Origin of the sequence: Arthrobacter globiformis (assembly GCF_030817195.1) — a bacterium.
GTDB lineage: Bacteria > Actinomycetota > Actinomycetes > Actinomycetales > Micrococcaceae > Arthrobacter > Arthrobacter globiformis_D.
The window spans coordinates 102294-118803 of the sequence record NZ_JAUSYZ010000002.1 but is presented as its reverse complement, the minus strand read 5'-3'; the positions used below and the strand labels follow the sequence as shown (position 1 = coordinate 118803).

Genomic DNA, 16510 nt, shown 5'->3' with positions numbered 1-16510 from the left:
AGCGGCACATGACGGAGCTAATCGGCGCGCAACAAGTTGGCTGACCGGCCGCAGGCCGATGGGCCATGGATTGACAGTGTGCAGTGAATGTACCCGTCCCACTTGGCTTCGAACGTCAAGGTTCCCGCCACCGACCTGGCTTCAGATTACGCCGGCACCACGCCGGGGGACCCGGGCGGTTCGTGAGGTTCTTGCTGCGTTGATCCGGCGGTTGAGGTTATGACCCACACCGCCCGTCAGTTCGAGAAGTAAATGCAGTCGGCACGCCGCGCTGCTCACATCACATTGGGTCTGGCCAATTGCCGATGACGGTCATGGTCCGATGCTTTCGTTTGGTATCTGTACCCCATATCCAGCTACCTTCCATGATCAGCAAAGCACCTGAGAGGAAACTGAGACGGCAGAGTCTCCCATTGCGCCGGGACGGTTCAGCCTGAATCCTTGAACCATGGACCGACCGGATCCGTCATCCACCGCCGCGCTCCCGGTTCGGTTATCACAAGCACGGCAAGGGCGCTGGGTCTCTTTGCGTCGTGGACTCCGTTGGCAGTCCGCTCTGGCTGCAGTCGCCGTCGTCGCCGTCGCGCTACTGACCGGTGGGCTGCTGCTGGTCCTGACACTGCAGTCCGCGCTCGTTGCCGGTACAGACAGTTTCCTGCGGACCAAGGTCCAGGACGTAGCAGCATTAGTCCACAACCTGGACATCGAAGATGCCAGCATCTCGGTCGCCGAGACCGTGAAGAAGGACCCCCTGGTGCAGATCATCGATGACAGAGGGAAGGTCGTCGGGGCCTCCGAGCCCAAGATTTTGCAGACGCCGCTCAGTTCGCTTAGGCCGACTGCGGGTCAGATCGCGACCGACAAGGTGTCTGCGCCCGGTCTCCTGGGGGACGGTGACGAACGCTATCTCGTGGTGTTGGGCGTCGATGATGAAGGCAGCAGGTATTGGGTTCTGGCGGCCCGGACCATTCAGCCCCAGTCTGACTCGGTCCGGATTGTCTCCTGGTTGTTGCTGGTGGCTATGCCATTGCTGCTGGGCGTGGTGGCCTGGTCGGTGCATTTCCTCGTCGGGCGTTCCCTGCGGCAAGTGGAAACGATCCGGACGCAGGTCAGCCGCATTGGCGCCGGAAGGCTGGGTGAGCGGGTAGATGTTCCCGGCACGGGTGACGAGTTGCAGGCTCTAGCGGCCACGATGAACTCCATGCTTGACAGGATTGAAGCGGGCGATCAAAGGCAACGGCAGTTCGTCTCCGACGCTAGCCATGAGTTGCGGGGCCCGATTGCAACCATCCGCACGGGTCTGGACATCTCCATTTCGGACGCCTCCGGAGAGACGTGGCGGGGGATGCAACCGATCCTTACCGAGGAGACGCAACGGCTGCAGGGCCTCGTAGAGGATCTCCTGACGTTGTCCAAGGCGGACGATGAAGGTCTGGCTGTCCGCCGTGAGGACGTCGACCTCGATGATGTTCTGGCCACTGAATTGCGCAAAGTGAACGCCACGAGCCGGCACCGGATTACCGCTGACCTCGTTCCGGCCAAGATCGCGGGAGATCCGGTCCGATTGGGCCAGGCCTTCCGGAATGTGCTGGATAACGCGGACCGCCATGCGGCAGGGGCCATTGCCGTGAAGCTGTCGGTGACGGTTCAGGCTGTGGTTGTGACCATCGATGACGATGGGCCCCCCGTGCCGGTGGTCGACAGGGAAAGGATCTTCGGGCGCTTCGTCCGTCTGGATCAGGGCCGGTCGCGCCAGCAGGGCGGAAGTGGCCTGGGTCTGGCGATCACCCGTGGCATCGTAGAGGCACATAACGGTCGCGTTACTGCTACCGAGACGTTACAGGGCTGGTGCCGCTTCGAATTTAGTTTCCCGCCGATGGTCCGGCCAATTACCGAACCCTCTGCGGATGTCCCCGTCGCGAATCCTAGTCAGCGCTGAGTCTGTAGCCCATGCCCCGTACTGTGCCGAGCGTGTTGAGGCCGAACGGCTCATCGATTTTCCTCCGCAGATACCCGATATACACTTCGACGATGTTGTCATCGCCCCGGAAATCCGGGTCCCAGACGTTGTCGAGGATCTGGGCCTTCGACAAAACCTCGTCGGGCCTGCGCATCAGGTATTCCAGCAGACCGAACTCCCGGGCGGTCAGGGAGATGACCTGCCCATCTCGGGTCACGTGCCGCGTTGCCGGGTTCAGCCGTAGTGAGCCAACCGCCAGGGTAGCCGGCCGTTCCGGAGCGCCGCGGCGTATGAGTGCCCGCAGCCGAGCGACCAGCACGGGGAAGCTGAAGGGCTTGATCAAGTAGTCATCTGCCCCCAGATCGAAGGCATCCGTTTGGTCATATTCGCCGTCCTTGGCCGTCAGCATGATCACAGGCACCCAGTTCTGCCGTTCACGCAGCTGTTTTAGGACCGCGTACCCGTGCATGCCCGGAAGCATCACATCCAGCACGACGACGTCGTACAGGTTCTCCGTGGCGGCCCACAGCCCGTCCACACCGTCATGGGAAACGTCCACGACGAAGCCCGCAGCTTTTAGCCCCTGCCGGATCACCTCAGCCAGCAGGACTTCATCTTCCACGAGCAGAACCCGCACGGTTGACATCCTCTCACGTGGGAGAGCCAGCAGTCCGGGACCGGCCGTGGGGCGTGCGGCCTCAACGACATGGTCCGTGACCGTTGTGACCTCGCTGATTTCATGGCGCATTCGGTCTGGGTGATGGGCCCGGTCGGTGAGGCTGAAGTTGTCGCTGTGAATAGGTTGACTGGCCTTGGTAGACGCTGCACCATGATCGGCGGGTCACCTGTGACCGCTGTGGGCTGTCCGGTCAGGGCGGTGGAGACGGAGGGGGTAAGCCAGCCCAGGCTGGTTCGCAGTGGGTGTGATGTTGTCCCCGGCATGTGATGACCAGGTCAGGCCGGAGGCGGAGAGGAACTCGACTGGTGTCAAAACCTTCAAAATTTAAAGTATAAAGAACAGGAAGGCACAACCAATCGCAACGACCAGCATCCCGCCGATGATAAGCAGAAAGCCGGCTTGGCCAGGTAACCTCGGTTCCGAATGCTTAGCCTCAACTCCCGTCACGTACTTCTGAGTATGCTGCTATCGCTTGTTGAAACCTGGAGAATATTTTCGTTCAACAGATTGAGCCGTCGCTGACTTCACGCCAGAGACGTCCCATAAGCCGGCCGATGGAAGCACGGACCGTCTCACAACCTTTGGGATACGTGACGTCTCACCCATCGAAAGATCTCAGACGAGACCGGTACTGCGGTGGTCAGGGTTACTGACGTGAACCGGCCCTAAGCAGCAGGTGGCTTCCTAGCCGGCTTGGGCCTCGTCTTCCAGCGCACCCGGAAGGCCCGTGACTCCGGCGCCTTCCTCACCTACAAGTCCCGCCGCTTCAGTGGCGCCGCCCAGGATGAGGGCAGTCAGATCGGCCACGGCTTCCATATAGCTTCCGCGCTTGGGATTGTCCGCAAAGTCTTCGAGCCACTTCATGGCGACCCGACCGACGAACTCCATGGTTCTTGTGTCATCGGCCATTGCGTTCTCCTAAGCTGGGGCTGCCTTACCCGTTCAGACTAATGTGCCAAACTGAAACCTCCGTGTGAACGAGCAGTGTATTACCAAACAGCCGGAGCCGTAAACGGCTTTCGCGGGGCATACCTCAGCAGCTTCGTGACCGTGCTGGCCTGGACTGAGGAAAACCGGTCTCCTGTGTCTGGATCGAGCCACGGTTCCGGGTCCTCGGGGTGTCTGGCAAGCTCCAGGACGGGCAAGGGCAGGGCGGCAGCCTCCCCGTTCCCGGCCTTCAACACGTCCGGCCTGGAGGCCGGGTCGTAGTAGACCCGGCGCTTGCGTTCCCGTGTAATCTCGTGGGGGCTGTGGCAGGTGTAGCCGGCCCAGTGGACAGGGCCTGCCTGGTTATCAGGGCCGGATTGGGTATCAGGGCCGACTTGGGCGGGGATTTCGGCCGGAGCCTGCGGCGGCGGGGCGGATCTTGCGTATTCCACCCACTGCCCGTCGACCTCAACGTAGAGCAAATTCTGCTCCCCGCCCAGGAAATAGACAGTGACGCCCGCTTGCACATTCGCTGCGGGATCCGTCTGCACTGGGGGCGGCATGCTGCTGCCTGTCGTGATCTCATGCATCTGACTAACCACCGTCGGTACCGGTTCCTGATGCTTGGCGGTGGCCGGGTTCAGCGGCGGGCGGGTTGCGGCGATGGGCGGCGGCGCTGCGATGGGCCTGGCACTTCCGTCACCGTGACACCGTCCTCCGGTGCCGATGTGACTGGGCGTGTGACCTCCGGTGCGCCTCTTCCCGCATGGATGCCATGGCCTCGCTCCGCCCATCCGCCGTTGCACGATGACGCTGCCGCATCGATTCCGCGGCGGCCTCGCTTCTCCGGGCAGCCGGGGCACCGGCAGCTGCCCTGTGCCGGGGGCCTGAAGACATAGCGGGCGACGGTGCCTTTGTCCCTCGCTGTCGGGTCACGTCGCGCGCCGGGTTGCCCACTAGGAGGGCGCCCTCCGGGACGTCCTCGCCCTTCATGAGCAAAGCGTCAGCTTCCAGTGACGCTCCGTCCCCCATCACCACCCCGTAGTTGACGAACGATTCAACGCCCAGGGAGCACCTGTTGCCCAGGACAATGTGGTCTGACTTGAACGTTCCGTCTTCCAACGAGTGGCACTGGATGGCCGTCCCCTCGTTGAAGGCGCAGTCGTCGCCAATGGTCACCATTGTCTTCTCCGGGATGTTGACGCCTGCATCGTAGAGCCGCTTGCCCACCTTCACGCCCAGCAGTCGCCAAACCCAGGATTTGAAGGGGGTACCGTTGAACGGCGGCGTAGCGAGAAGCTTCCACAGCCGTTCATGGCGCCAGAAGTACGGGTCGTAAATGGAACAGTACTGCGGCTTCAGGCGGCGGAAGCCCATAACCGAGCGTTCAACGAGCACCGCCAGCAGCCCTCGGAACAACATAAAGCCGAGCATTGAGAAGGACACAGCCAGCACACCAAGGAAGCCATGCGCCGTCACGGCCACGGCACCCCAGAGAGTTCCCGCAAACAAGAGGATCCAACGGATCATGAGGAACAGGACCATGCTCACGATGTTGTGCCTGTTTTTGGCGGGCAGGAGCCGGTTCTTCGCCTCTTCAATCTTGAGCTCATCAAACTGCGCATCGCGCTGCACAGACCTGGGAATCTCGAACGCAGGCGAACCGAGCAGTCCCACGTCCGTCCTGACCGGACCATCGATGGGAATCATCACTTTGGTGGCAAGGAGGCAGTTTTCCCCAACCCTAGCGCCGATCGGAAACGTCAGGTCATTGCCCAAGAAGTTGCGGTTGGCGATTCGCACCCTCGAAAGCCGGAACGACGTGCTCGAAAAATCGGCATTCATCATGTTAAGACCGTCGGAGACCATGGTCCCAGTTCCCACCGAGCACAGGAAAGGCGACTCCTGTGCCACCTCCGGCCCGAAGTTGGACCCTGTTTGCTCCACCTTGCCGAGGTCATAGCCCAGGGCGCGGAGGTAGTTAACAATGTACGAACTGTCGCCGAAGGTGTCCTTATAAAGTTTAAAGGTCGTGATTCTCGCGATGAGGCGTTGGAAGGAGAAGTGTATGCCGTAGAGCGGATACACCTTCTCTGCCTCGAGGAACAGATTGAGTATGCGTGGAACGCTGAGTACGAGAAGAAGGCCGCCGATGAACCGTGCACAGTACAGGACCAGCGTGAGGACCATGACCTCAAGGAAGAAGGACGGATTGCCCGGGTTCAGGTGTCCTGTGTCCAGATAGGAAGGCAACAGGGCAGCAAGCACGAGGACACCGCCCGGAAGCACCAGGAAGAGTCGGCCGAAAAGTTGGAAAAGGCTGAAGATAACTCTCCGGCGTGTAGTGCAGGTCGTCACGGGGACGCGCCGGTAGTTGGCGGAGGTTGGCCGGGCAGGCGAGCCGTGCCAGGTTTGGCCGGCGGGAACGGTCTGTCGGGTCTGCAATGACGAGGCATGCCCCAGCTGCGTGTCGTCCCCCATGGATGTGCCAATGTCGAGAGTGGTTTTCTCCGAGACAAGGACATTCTTCCCCAGCGTCACGGGGCCGGTCTCGATGACCCCCGACCGGGCACGGGCGCAGAGGAAGAAGGAGTTTTTGTGGATCACGGTCCCCTCTCCCACGGTCAGGAGATCTGCGCAGGCTGGCACCATCCGGGAAAAAATTACCACGCCCTTGCCGATCTTGGCTCCGAGCAGCTTCAGGTACAGCACGTAGAGAGGAGAGCCTGCGAACAGCACAAGGGGATTTATCCGCGTCAGTGTCTTTACGATCCAGTAACGGACATAGTTCAGGCTCCAGATCCGGATTCTCCCGGGCTTCCACCGGCCCACTAGGATCCACTTGATCAAGACCGGGGTGAGCGACAGAACCACGAATATGGCGGCACCATAACCGACTGAACGCCACCACATGTCAACGAAGCCCTGCGCCGCAGACGCCCACTCAAAGCCCAGCACCAGCAACCATGCACTGTATGTCGTGTAGCCAATGAATACCGCCAATTGGATGGCTCCGCACATTACATACTCGGCGGTGGTGGGTGGCTTGACGGCGGCCTGGGGCACCACCTCGCCGTCGTGCTCCGCCGGTGCTCCGGGAGGCTCGGGCTGCGGTGCCGTGAGCACGGAGGCCAACTGACGGACGGTGGGGTTCTGATAGATATCCTGCATGGCCGGGGGCGTAAGATCGGTGTTGTTTCTGACCCGGGCGCAGAAGTGTGCCATCAGCAGTGAGTTGGCACCCAGGTCGTTGAAGAAATGCGCCTCCGTGGACATCCGGTCGAGCCCCAGGATCGCGCCCAGTTGTTCGGCCAGTGAGGCCTCCGCCGGTGTTGCCGGCGCCGTGTACGTTCCGGAGGCTGCCATGCTGAAGCGCTCGGACGGCCGCGGCAGACGCTTCCGGTCGGCCTTGCCGCTGGCCATCATTGGAATGGAATCGAGTTGCTCGTAGTAGGCCGGCACCATGTAGCCGGGCAGCCTGGTGCGGAGCATCTGATGAATGTCGTGGGCTTCAATGTTCCCGGCGTCATGGCGGGGGGTGAAAAAGGCTGCAAGTTCCACCAGTCCCGGTTTCGGTTCGAAAGTATCCACAACCGCATGTGCAATCCCCGGGAACTGCAAAAGGAAGGACTCGATCTCCGCGAGTTCGATGCGGTAGCCGCGGATCTTGACCTGTGTGTCAATGCGGCCCAGATACTCGATTTCCCCGTCCTTGTTGATCCTGCCCAAATCGCCGGTGCGGTAAATCCTGCCCGATGGATTGTTGCTGATGTTCAGGAAGTCCGGAACAAAGGCCTTCTCTGTCAGGTCCGGGCGGTTCACGTATCCACGGGCGAGGCCGACGCCGGCAAGACCGATCTCCCCGGACTCACCTCGCGGCAGTGAACGGTTTTCGGTGGGATCCAGGATGACAGCGGAATAGGTCGGAAGCGGGACGCCCAGGGAGACAGGGCCGTCCGGGTCCACGAGGGCCCAGGTGGCTGTGACGGTCGCCTCCGTCGGTCCGTAGACGTTGAGGAAGCGGCGGCCCGGAATGTGCCAGCGGGTTACCAGGTCCCGCGGGCATGCCTCCCCGGAGACCAATAGGAAGCGCAGCTCGGGCAGGTCCTCGTCGATGGTGGCCAGCAGGGTGGGCACGCAGCACAGCGCGCTGATCCGTTTCGCCACCAGATAGGAGGCAAGGTCGGCGCCCAGCAGGGTGGCGCCTGCGGGTTTGGGCACCAGGGTGGCTCCGGCGAGCCAGGAAACCCAGATTTCTTCAACAGAGAAATCGAAGGCGATGGTCATCCCTTGGTACACGCGGTCGGTGGGCTCGATCCCGTAGAGGGCGGCGGCGACCCGCACGAAGTTGCAGATGCTCGCGTGCTCGATCGCAACGCCTTTCGGCCTGCCCGTCGAGCCTGACGTGTAAATGATGTAGGCAAGTTCATCCTTTGTCCCGCCCTCCAGTGGTTCTTCCATGCGGGATGGGTCCTGGGCGTCCACTTGCTCGTGCAGGTCGTCCAGGCAGATCGTCAGCGCTGCCACTTCCGGCAGCAGGTCCTGCAGATGAGACAGGGAAAGGACGGTCGTCACGTCGGCGTCTTCGACGATGTACTTGAGCCGGTCCGGCGGGAAGCCAGGATCCAGCGGAACGTAGGCCGCGTGGGTCTTAAGCACGCCCAGCATTGCGACGTAGGCATAAGACGGCTGATCAAACAGCAGCGCTATGCGGTCCCCCGGCCGCGCACCGGCAGTGAGCAGGTAGCGTGCCAGCTGGTTGGCCCGCCGGTCCAGATCCTCGTAGGTAAGGACAGCATCCTCCGCGTCCACGGCGAGCTGATCGGCGCGGCCCTGCTCTACGAAGGTGTCGCAGCGGTCCTCAAACAGCTGGTTCAGCCGTTGCCCCCTGCTCCACCGTGCCACATGGTCGGGAAAGGCTGACGTCAGGACCGGGCCTTGCCCGTTCTGCCCTGTTGTCAGGATCCCGCGCAGCTCGGCGGGGCGGAGCCCGCCACGGCTCCGGGTCTTCACGTTTTTGGTCATTGTGCTGATTCCTTCATTGGAATTGATAGTCAGCCGGCGCGCGGCTCTACGTTCGCCGTGTCAGCGTGGCCGGCGCGCTCCGTGACGGGTGGGGATGGCCGGCGGTGCCCGGGCGCGGGCCCCGGGCACCAGCCAGACGGGCTACTCCTGATGTCTTCGCCGCTCCGTCCGTGCTGAGGCCGAAGGCTGACCGAACTGCCCGGACTGCACTCTCTAGCTGATCAGCCCTGGTCACTGCCCCGATGCCGGTTTCTGAGATTTCGATGAGGTCAAGGTCCACCCGGGCCTTTGACAGTGCACCGAAAAACGTGGAGAAAACAGCGGGAGCTGACCTCATGCCGAGCCCGGACAGCATCACCTTGCCCGCCAGCTCGTTGTGCTGCAGGCCCTCAAAATCGAGGTCCGCCTGCCGCTCGCGCAGAACGGACAGCGCAGCGGCGGCCTGGCCAGCCGGCAGCGAAAAAACGACGTCGGCGCGCTGGGCGAGCGGCTGCGTCTCTGGCAGTGGGGCCAACTCGAGATGTTGGCGAGCGCAGATGAAGACCCGTTCCGACTGATCGTCGCGGGCAAGATCGCGCAGCTGCGGCAAGCGCAGGAGTCCGGTGTCCTCAACAAGAACTGGGATCCAACAGACATGCTGGTGTTCGTGAGCCAGTTGGCTACCTCATGGGCGGGGCAGGGCGACCTAGTGCCCGCCGGTCCGGAACGCGACGCGTTCCTGGCACTGGGTCGTCAAGCCATCGAAACCGTGGTCCGGCAGCTCTTTCCTAGCGGCACCCGCTGACCCTCGACACCGCTCGGCGCCGCGTCGTTCAGTCTCAGTGTGCCGCGGCGTCAAGCAGCTACTACACACTCAAATGCGATGAGATTCCCTAACGTTTGTTAAGGGTTTTTTAGCCGTGGACGACCGGGCAGGGTGAGCGCACCCTCACCTTTGTTTCGTGGTGCGGGTTGTCTGTCCGTCCGTTTGAGGCTTGGCTCTGAGCACCGCGGCCGGGTTCGTGCTTTCATTCCTTCTGTCCCTCGCTTGAGGTAAGGCAAACGTATACTCGTGGACCTTGGGAACGGGCCGAGGGGCTCCATTTTGGAATGGAAGCAGGGTGGCGATGAGGTCAAGGGCGCCTTCGAGGAATAGCAGCCCGGCAGAAATCAGACGGGAGTACTCTCTATAAGAGCGGGTCATCCACCGACCTGGCGCTCAGCCACACGCCAGCACAGAAGAACCGGGCTCATGGGATAAGTGTGGCCCTCAACGAGCTCGCAGCTCCGTTCTATCCGACGGGTGGCAGCCCGCTGAACGGAATGGCTTCCTGCCGCGCCCCCCATGCTTACCGGGACGATGAGGTGACGATTGCTGTACTTGACGAAAAGGGTGCTGTTTCGGAGGCGAGGCGAGCACACCGCCTCGCACTGCCAGCAGACCACCGCTGCTGAATACTTGAGGTCCTTCAGCCCACGGACCAGCCATCCACGAGGCTGTGGCCACTCTAATAGCGACACTCGGGGCGGTGGAGGAACGGGAGTCAGAGAAGGAAATCAGCTTTCGCCGGCGACGCGGGTTCGCCTACCTGTGGTGCCCGGGCCAATACCTGCACTCTCAGATTGCCGGCAGTACTTACAATCGCCCTTCCCCGGAAAGTGCAGTCACCAAGGTTCAGACTAGTCGCGCATCCGTTAGCCCTGGTTTGGACGCACCATCTTGAACTCCCCGACGCAAGCGCCATCGATTTAGAAGTCGCCTCCTGGCTGCGCGAGGCGTATGACGCCGCTCAGTGAGATGGGCTGCATTGAACAAGCCAAGGAAGGCGTGCAGGTTTAGGATGAGGATCCTCGGCCCGTTAACGCCAGGCCCGAAATGAAAGGTGTACTACCGTGATCGGATTCATCATTGCCGGGCTTGTGATTGGTGCACTTGCACGGTTGATCAAACCTGGTAAACAGAACCTCAGTATCGTTGCGACTCTGCTGCTGGGGTTGGCAGGCTCTGTCATCGGCGGCGTGATTGCAAGTCTGTTGGGGACCGGGGATATCTTCGAGCTGAACTTTCTTGGTTTCATTGTCGCCGTCATAGCAGCCGTTGCGTTGATCGGTGTTGCTGAGGGTATTGCTGGCCGGCGTAAGTCAGTGCGGTAACTTCCCCGCCGCTGCCAAAGATGGGAAGGGACTGACCAGGTGAGAACATCAGCAGGACGAAACCGGCAACCGTGCAGGCGACCCCGACCCCGGTGAGGATCAGTCCCAGCATGCTGATGGTGTTGTCGTGCCGGGGTAGGCCCAGGCTCCACCGGGAGGGGTGACACTGGTCGTAATGAAGCTCGCCCTGGGCGCCGGTGTCCACGGCCCCGGCTCCCTGCCGGGGCGTGGAGGGACAGGTGCGGAGTGTTAGTGCTGTCGGACCAACGGAAACCCGTGTACCTGCCGGCGTCGAAGACCTCGGCAGTCGTGCTGGTCGAATGACAGCGGCGCCTGCGCAGGACGTAACCGGTGATGAGCAGAGGAATCCCCGAACCCGACCAGGTCATCCCTTCCAGGATGGGACCTAGGAACTCTGCGGGCTGGCCATACAACCGATCATATCCGGGGGATCCAGCTGTCCCACGGCTGCTGCGATGAAGGGGTACGTCTGGTTCGGAGTGTGGTTAGGATGAAAAGGTGACCTGCCGGCAGAAAGCCGGCAGCAGCAACAGGCTTCAGGTATGGGCATGCTTCCGTGGTCAGTGATGACGTTAGCAGTTCCCCGCCCGCTGGCGGTGTCGGCGGTGAGTGCTGTGATGGCGTTGGCCGCCGCAGGCTGCACTTCGGAACCTCCCGCGCCATCCGCATCGGTCAGTGCATCACTGCCAGGAAATATCCCGGCCGACCTCTGGAACCAAGGCACTCCCGACCCCCTTCGGCCAGCGGGTCTGGTTGGCAACATAACCCCAACGCAGCCGCTGGTCGCCACATCCTACGAAGAGGGCATCGACACCATCGGCGACTGGCGGCTAATGGACATCAACCACGACCGCACGAAGCTGGTGATCCAGTACTCCCAAGGGGGACCCTGCGCGACTGCCAAGGGAATCCTCAAAGCCGAAACCTCCACGGCCGTCGCCCTTGTCCCCATCTACCAGAACGGATCTGCAACGCCTTGTAACGGGCCCCTGAACACCCCCGTGAGCACCGTCACCCTGGATAAGCCGCTGGGCGACCGCGAGCTGCTACACCTTGCCGATCACGGAACAATGCAGAGCCCGACGCCCGTGCCCTCCCGGTGAACCCTCAGGCCAGCACAGCAATCAACTGAGTTCACCCGTGCCCCTGAGCGACGTAAGCGGATTAGCGGGAGCTGCGAACCCTCCCAGACATGGGTTCCCAGTACTAACTACGCTTGCTCAGGTGCGGAAACGTCAGGTTGGAATCTAAGACCTTCTCGTTGGACATTGAGGACCTCCTGGTCGCTTCAGCGGTTGTCTAAGCAACTCCACTGTGCAACCGGAGGTCCTCACCCATGAGTCAACAACTCCAGCGAGTCATCACATTCACCCAACCAACGTCCCTGGGCAGTACACCTAGGACAGCGGTGGCGGAGGCAGCAACGGCAGCTTCGATTCCGAGGCCGAGGGAGGAGCTTTGGATATTGCCGAGGGACGTTGCCCAGGCGCGCCAGATGAAGAAGTCGGAGACGATCATCGCCAGGAAGGTGCGCCTCCATGCGAGTGCCGTCCGTTCTGGCTGCAGGCCTGGGTCCTTGGTTGTCACCGGACGAGGAGGATGAGGATAGCAACGATGGCGCCGGCAGGGGCGACGACGACGGTCATGGCCATCAGGAGCCAGGCGTGGGGGAGTTCCTGTTTTTGGCGCATGGCTTGTTCCTGCAGGGACCAGCGCCGGTAGGCTTCCAGGGCCAGGGTTGAGCCGACGACTGCGAGCACGAGACACAGGAAGATCCGGACCGGGGACGGGGCGATTTGTGGGGTCAGTTGGTCGACGGCGACTGCGCCGGCGAGGATCGCCATCTCGCAGCCAACATGCGCAACGGCACCAGGCCAAAGACGGTGCTGACCGAGATCGGCCCGGTCGAGATAGAGTGCCTACGGTAGGAAGGCAAAAATGATCGCCCGTCAGTTCCAGCCCAAAGCCCGGCCCTAATTGGGCAGGCTAAGAACTGACGCGTTCTGGCGTGTCAGTGCCGTAAGGGTTGAAGCCTGCCATGGTGTTGAGGCGGTGCTCCCGGGCTGCCGCTTCAATCGTGGGCGCAGTTGCGCCCATTTCGATCAGATCCAAGAGCGTTTTGTGTTCTCGGATGGAATCGACGGCGCGTCCCGGGTTCAGCGTGAAGAGCGACTGGCAGATCAGCTGAACCCTCTCGTGCTCTGTGTTCATCAAATCTACAAGCCGTCTGTTGGGGCAGTTCCGAAAGATGATTTCGTGAAACCGGTCATTGAGCCCCGAGAAGATGCGTGTATCGAATGCGGCCCGGACGGCATCCATTTCATCGTTGATGCGGCGGGCTTCCATGACGTCTGCGCGGGTTAGGCGTGGGGCGGCGAGTGCCGTGCATACTCCTTCTAGGTATGCCAATGCCTCGATCGCATCGTCGTACTGCGTGGCATCGAATCTGGCAACTTCGGCCCCGACGTTAGGGGTGAATTGGATCAGGCCTTCTGCTTCTAGTCGACGGACTGCTTCACGCACAGGGAATGGGCTAACGTCGAATTCTCGGGCGAGCCGATCGAACACCAGTCGGTGTCCTTCCCTGTACGTACCGTGCAAAATACGGTACCGCAGGGCCGTGTAAACCACCTCTGACTTTGAGGCTGAAGCTCCGTTTGAGCCTGCTTGGCTTGTTTTTGTATTCACACTAGCTTTCCCGGGGTATCAGTTGAACCTGCAACGTGGCGTGCACGCGCTTCTTCAAAGCATCGCATAGTGGACTCGAACGCCGAAGCGACAGCGCCACGAAGAGGTCGCTGTCGGTGGGCATCCGAAATTATCTCGACTCCCCAATAGCCCTCGTAGCCGGCAGTTTCGATGGCGTTGATGAACCCTGGCACGTCCAAGTGGCCGTCGCCAGGCAAGAGGCGCCTGTCCATGGTGTCGTCGTACAGTCGGCCCGTCGGTTGCTTAGCGGCGTCGTCGAGTTCAACAATGAAGATCTTGTCCGCTCGAATGGTGCTTATTGCGTCGTCAGTGGTCCCGGTGCGGCGTAGATGCCATATATCGAGGACTAACCCCGCTGCGGGATGATCCACGGCTTGGACTAGGTCCAGGGTTTCACGCAGAGTCTGCATGTGAGTGGCGAAGGGCAAGTTCTCTATGGCGATTTTCGTCCCGAAGCTCGCAGCTTCGTCGGCGAGGGCAGCGAACGACCTGTAGAACTCAGCTTTGTTTACCCCGTCCCCGCTGAAGTTGGGTAGAACCTTTATGTGGGGAACATCCAGCTCGGCCGCAGCCTCGAAAAGCATGCGTTTGACCTCATCCGAGGCTCTGCGGCGTTCCCCTTCAGCCCACCAGTCCGTAACGAATTCGAGTTCAAGCCGCTCGATGCCATTGTCTTTCAGCAGTGCACCTAGGGATGTCAGGCTGTTTGAGTTCTGTAAGTAGGCTGCGACATCCGCGTACAGGAGACCGATCCCTTTCCATCCAGCCTCAGAGAGCGCGGTCACGCGGTCGGTCAATGCCAATGGACTGCGGCCTCCATCGACTTCCGGACGTGCGTTACCCGCCGAAGTCCAGGACGTAGCCAGTAGGGACGGCACAACGACCCCTTCCTGCATCTCCACCAGAATCCCTTTCGTCCTTCTAAATCGTAAACGATATCATCTCTCACCGTCCATGGAAGGGGCAGGCGAATCGCGGATTCCCCCAAATGATTGGCTCTTCCCGTTGACCTTGCAGTTGCTGATTGGTCCTAGCCTGCCTCTTGCATCGCATCAGAAATCATTTATGATCATTAAATCGTGATCGGCACCACAGGACGTGCCGGTCGCTTACAGACTTCACTGGAAGGAATTTCAAATGGCAAAAGTTCTTATTTTTGGTGCCACTGGCTACACCGGCGGCCACGTCGCCGGAGAGCTGGAGAAGCGCGGGCATGACATTGTTCGCGCCAGCCGCAGTGGCGGCGATGGGGTCGTGAAGATTGATGTCACCGATCCGGTTGAGGTGAAAGATGCCCTCGCGGAGATCAATCCTGACGTCGCGATCATCGCCATCAAGGCATTTGGTGACAATGAGAACAAGCTCATTCGCGCTCTCACGAGCATCTTGGATTCGGGCGTAGACGTTCGTCTTGGAGTGGCTGGCGGAGCCGGTAGCCTCCAGGTGACCGAAGGCGGCCCTCGGGTTATCGACAATCCGAATTTCCCGGAAGTGTACAAGGCCGAAGCGACTGCTCAAGGGGAGGCGTTGGAGTTCCTTCGCACTTCCGATACGCCGATCGACTGGTTCTACGTGAGCCCGACAGCTGCTTTCGGCGCGCACGCTCCCGCCGTGGAGCCCACAGGTTCCTACCGGACACAGCTGGACACCCTGGTCAAGGACTCAGAAGGCAGCTCCAACATCTCCGGTGAGGATTACGCGCTTGCCTTTGCGGACGAGATCGAATCACCGCGCCACCACCGCCAGCGTTTCGCCGTCGGACTTTAGTTGGGGATGGTGCCCCGGCGAAGACGCGTGGGCACCATCCACCCAATCCTTACCATCGGCGTCCCCAGCCGGACGTTGGTCGGCATTTCGCCGCCCCTTCAAACGCAAGCTCAAGCCTAATAACTGCTCAAAGACGAGCAACAGAACGGATTGGACATCCAATGCTGAAGTTCAAAAAACTATTGAACCTGGGACAAGCAGCCAGGGCGCGAAATGCACGCGTCGCCGTTACTGCTGCCGTTGCCGTGGCTGCTCTTAGCCTCACCGGCTGCGGCGGTTCGGGCCAGCCTAGCTCGACTGGCGGCGGAGGCCAAAAGTACACAATCGGAGTTTCCAACGCCACCCTCTCTCAGGCTGTGCGGGTCCAGCTGATGGACTCAATCCAGAAAACAGCGCAGGAGTACATCGACAAAGGCACGCTCAATCCTTTGGTGATCGAGAATGCTGACACGGACTCGCAGGGGCAGGTCCGCCAGGTGCAGAACCTGATTAATCGTGGCGTCAATGCCATCATTATTGATCCGAGCTCGGACACGGCACTGAAGCCCATCCTTGCTCAGGCCGAGCAGCGGGGGATCAAGGTTGTTGCGGTCGACAACTCCGTTGACGACCCCCAGGCGGCGCAGGTTTCCGTGGACTTCCCAGGCAACTTCAGAGCCGACGCAGACTGGGTGATGAAGCAGATGGGCGGAAAAGGCTCGCTCCTGCGGGTTGACGGTATAGCAGGGGTTCCCGCAAACCAGATGGGAATTGATGCTGTTACCGCCGCGCTGAAGGAGAACCCGAACGTAAAACTGGCAGCTACCCTGAACGGTAACTGGGACACCGCCACAGCAGTCCAGGTAACTTCCTCATGGTTGGCGTCCGGCAACAAGCCGGACGGAGTGTGGTCCACCGGCGGGGGCGTAGCCTACGGCGTGCTCCAGTCGTTCGTCTCAGCCGGGACGAACCCCCTCCCGCCGATCAACGGTGAAGCGACTGCCGGATGGTTACGACTTGCAGCCAAGGTCAAGACCGAACACCCCGATTTCAAGTTCTTTGTGGGCAACCTCATCCAGCCCGCCGCCCAAGGTCAGGCCGGCGTCCACGTGGCCATGGGTCTGCTGCAGGGCAAGAACCTCAAGGACAACAAGATCACGCTGCCCCGCGGCGAAATCACCGCGGAAAACTTTGACAAGTACGTAGACCTCGTCAAGGACGTCCCTGACGCGAACAACGTAGACGTCAACAACATCACGCAGGACCAGGCTCTGAGCCTCTGGTTCCGCTAGGAGCCGAATTGGAGGTGC

Annotated in this window: 15 protein-coding genes; 6 read left to right on the top strand and 9 right to left on the bottom strand. The window is 61.1% G+C overall.

Annotation, left to right across the window (positions count from 1 at the left end; all coding sequences use genetic code 11):
- Positions 1 to 448: 448 nt before the first annotated feature.
- Positions 449 to 1939: a sensor histidine kinase gene (locus tag QF036_RS24370; protein ID WP_307106258.1), complete on the top strand. Its 1491-nt coding sequence runs from the start codon at positions 449 to 451 to the stop codon at positions 1937 to 1939.
- Here QF036_RS24370 and QF036_RS24365 read toward each other — a convergent pair.
- The 5 genes from QF036_RS24365 to QF036_RS25420 all read right to left on the bottom strand — a co-directional run bounded on the left by QF036_RS24365 (position 1926) and on the right by QF036_RS25420 (position 8946).
- Entirely contained in the window at positions 1926 to 2597 is a 672-nt protein-coding gene (locus QF036_RS24365; RefSeq protein WP_307106529.1) for a response regulator transcription factor, read from the bottom strand. The two genes, QF036_RS24370 and QF036_RS24365, sit on opposite strands and share 14 nt — an antisense overlap.
- A gap of 726 nt (positions 2598 to 3323) precedes the next feature.
- Complete coding sequence (locus QF036_RS24360) at positions 3324 to 3548, bottom strand: hypothetical protein (protein ID WP_307106256.1); 225 nt, start codon at positions 3546 to 3548, stop codon at positions 3324 to 3326.
- 80 nt (positions 3549 to 3628) lie between these two features.
- Positions 3629 to 4129, bottom strand: coding sequence for a hypothetical protein (locus QF036_RS24355; RefSeq protein WP_307106254.1), 501 nt, complete (start codon positions 4127 to 4129; stop codon positions 3629 to 3631).
- 136 nt (positions 4130 to 4265) lie between these two features.
- Positions 4266 to 8591 carry a Pls/PosA family non-ribosomal peptide synthetase gene (locus tag QF036_RS24350; protein WP_307106252.1) on the bottom strand — a complete coding sequence of 1442 codons (4326 nt, stop codon included), beginning with the start codon at positions 8589 to 8591 and terminating at the stop codon, positions 4266 to 4268.
- A 46-nt stretch (positions 8592 to 8637) separates the two neighbouring features.
- Entirely contained in the window at positions 8638 to 8946 is a 309-nt protein-coding gene (locus QF036_RS25420) for an ACT domain-containing protein (protein WP_373460330.1), read from the bottom strand.
- 21 nt (positions 8947 to 8967) lie between these two features.
- Here QF036_RS25420 and QF036_RS24345 point away from each other — a divergent pair, with 21 nt between their 5' ends.
- The 3 genes from QF036_RS24345 (at position 8968) to QF036_RS24335 (ending at position 11848) form a co-directional block, all read left to right on the top strand.
- Positions 8968 to 9375 carry a hypothetical protein gene (locus QF036_RS24345; RefSeq protein ID WP_307106251.1) on the top strand — a complete coding sequence of 136 codons (408 nt, stop codon included), beginning with the start codon at positions 8968 to 8970 and terminating at the stop codon, positions 9373 to 9375.
- Positions 9376 to 10463: 1088 nt separating this feature from the next.
- Complete coding sequence (locus tag QF036_RS24340; protein WP_307106250.1) at positions 10464 to 10724, top strand: GlsB/YeaQ/YmgE family stress response membrane protein; 261 nt, start codon at positions 10464 to 10466, stop codon at positions 10722 to 10724.
- A gap of 587 nt (positions 10725 to 11311) precedes the next feature.
- Complete coding sequence (locus tag QF036_RS24335; RefSeq protein WP_307106248.1) at positions 11312 to 11848, top strand: hypothetical protein; 537 nt, start codon at positions 11312 to 11314, stop codon at positions 11846 to 11848.
- 238 nt (positions 11849 to 12086) lie between these two features.
- On the opposite strand, the gene QF036_RS24330 is transcribed toward QF036_RS24335, so the two are convergent.
- The 4 genes from QF036_RS24330 to QF036_RS24315 form a co-directional block, all read right to left on the bottom strand.
- Complete coding sequence (locus tag QF036_RS24330) at positions 12087 to 12332, bottom strand: DUF202 domain-containing protein (protein WP_307106247.1); 246 nt, start codon at positions 12330 to 12332, stop codon at positions 12087 to 12089.
- Complete coding sequence (locus tag QF036_RS24325; RefSeq protein ID WP_307106245.1) at positions 12329 to 12589, bottom strand: hypothetical protein; 261 nt, start codon at positions 12587 to 12589, stop codon at positions 12329 to 12331. Before QF036_RS24325 ends, QF036_RS24330 begins: the two co-directional genes overlap by 4 nt.
- A 142-nt stretch (positions 12590 to 12731) precedes the next feature.
- Positions 12732 to 13376: a GntR family transcriptional regulator gene (locus tag QF036_RS24320; RefSeq protein WP_307106527.1), complete on the bottom strand. Its 645-nt coding sequence runs from the start codon at positions 13374 to 13376 to the stop codon at positions 12732 to 12734.
- A gap of 53 nt (positions 13377 to 13429) precedes the next feature.
- Positions 13430 to 14350: a sugar phosphate isomerase/epimerase family protein gene (locus tag QF036_RS24315; RefSeq protein WP_307106526.1), complete on the bottom strand. Its 921-nt coding sequence runs from the start codon at positions 14348 to 14350 to the stop codon at positions 13430 to 13432.
- Between the two features lie 241 nt (positions 14351 to 14591).
- Between QF036_RS24315 and QF036_RS24310 the strand changes: the two genes are divergently transcribed.
- Both QF036_RS24310 and QF036_RS24305 read left to right on the top strand, forming a co-directional pair.
- Positions 14592 to 15221: an NAD(P)-dependent oxidoreductase gene (locus QF036_RS24310; RefSeq protein ID WP_307106244.1), complete on the top strand. Its 630-nt coding sequence runs from the start codon at positions 14592 to 14594 to the stop codon at positions 15219 to 15221.
- 161 nt (positions 15222 to 15382) lie between these two features.
- Complete coding sequence (locus QF036_RS24305; protein ID WP_307106242.1) at positions 15383 to 16492, top strand: substrate-binding domain-containing protein; 1110 nt, start codon at positions 15383 to 15385, stop codon at positions 16490 to 16492.
- Positions 16493 to 16510 lie beyond the last annotated feature (18 nt).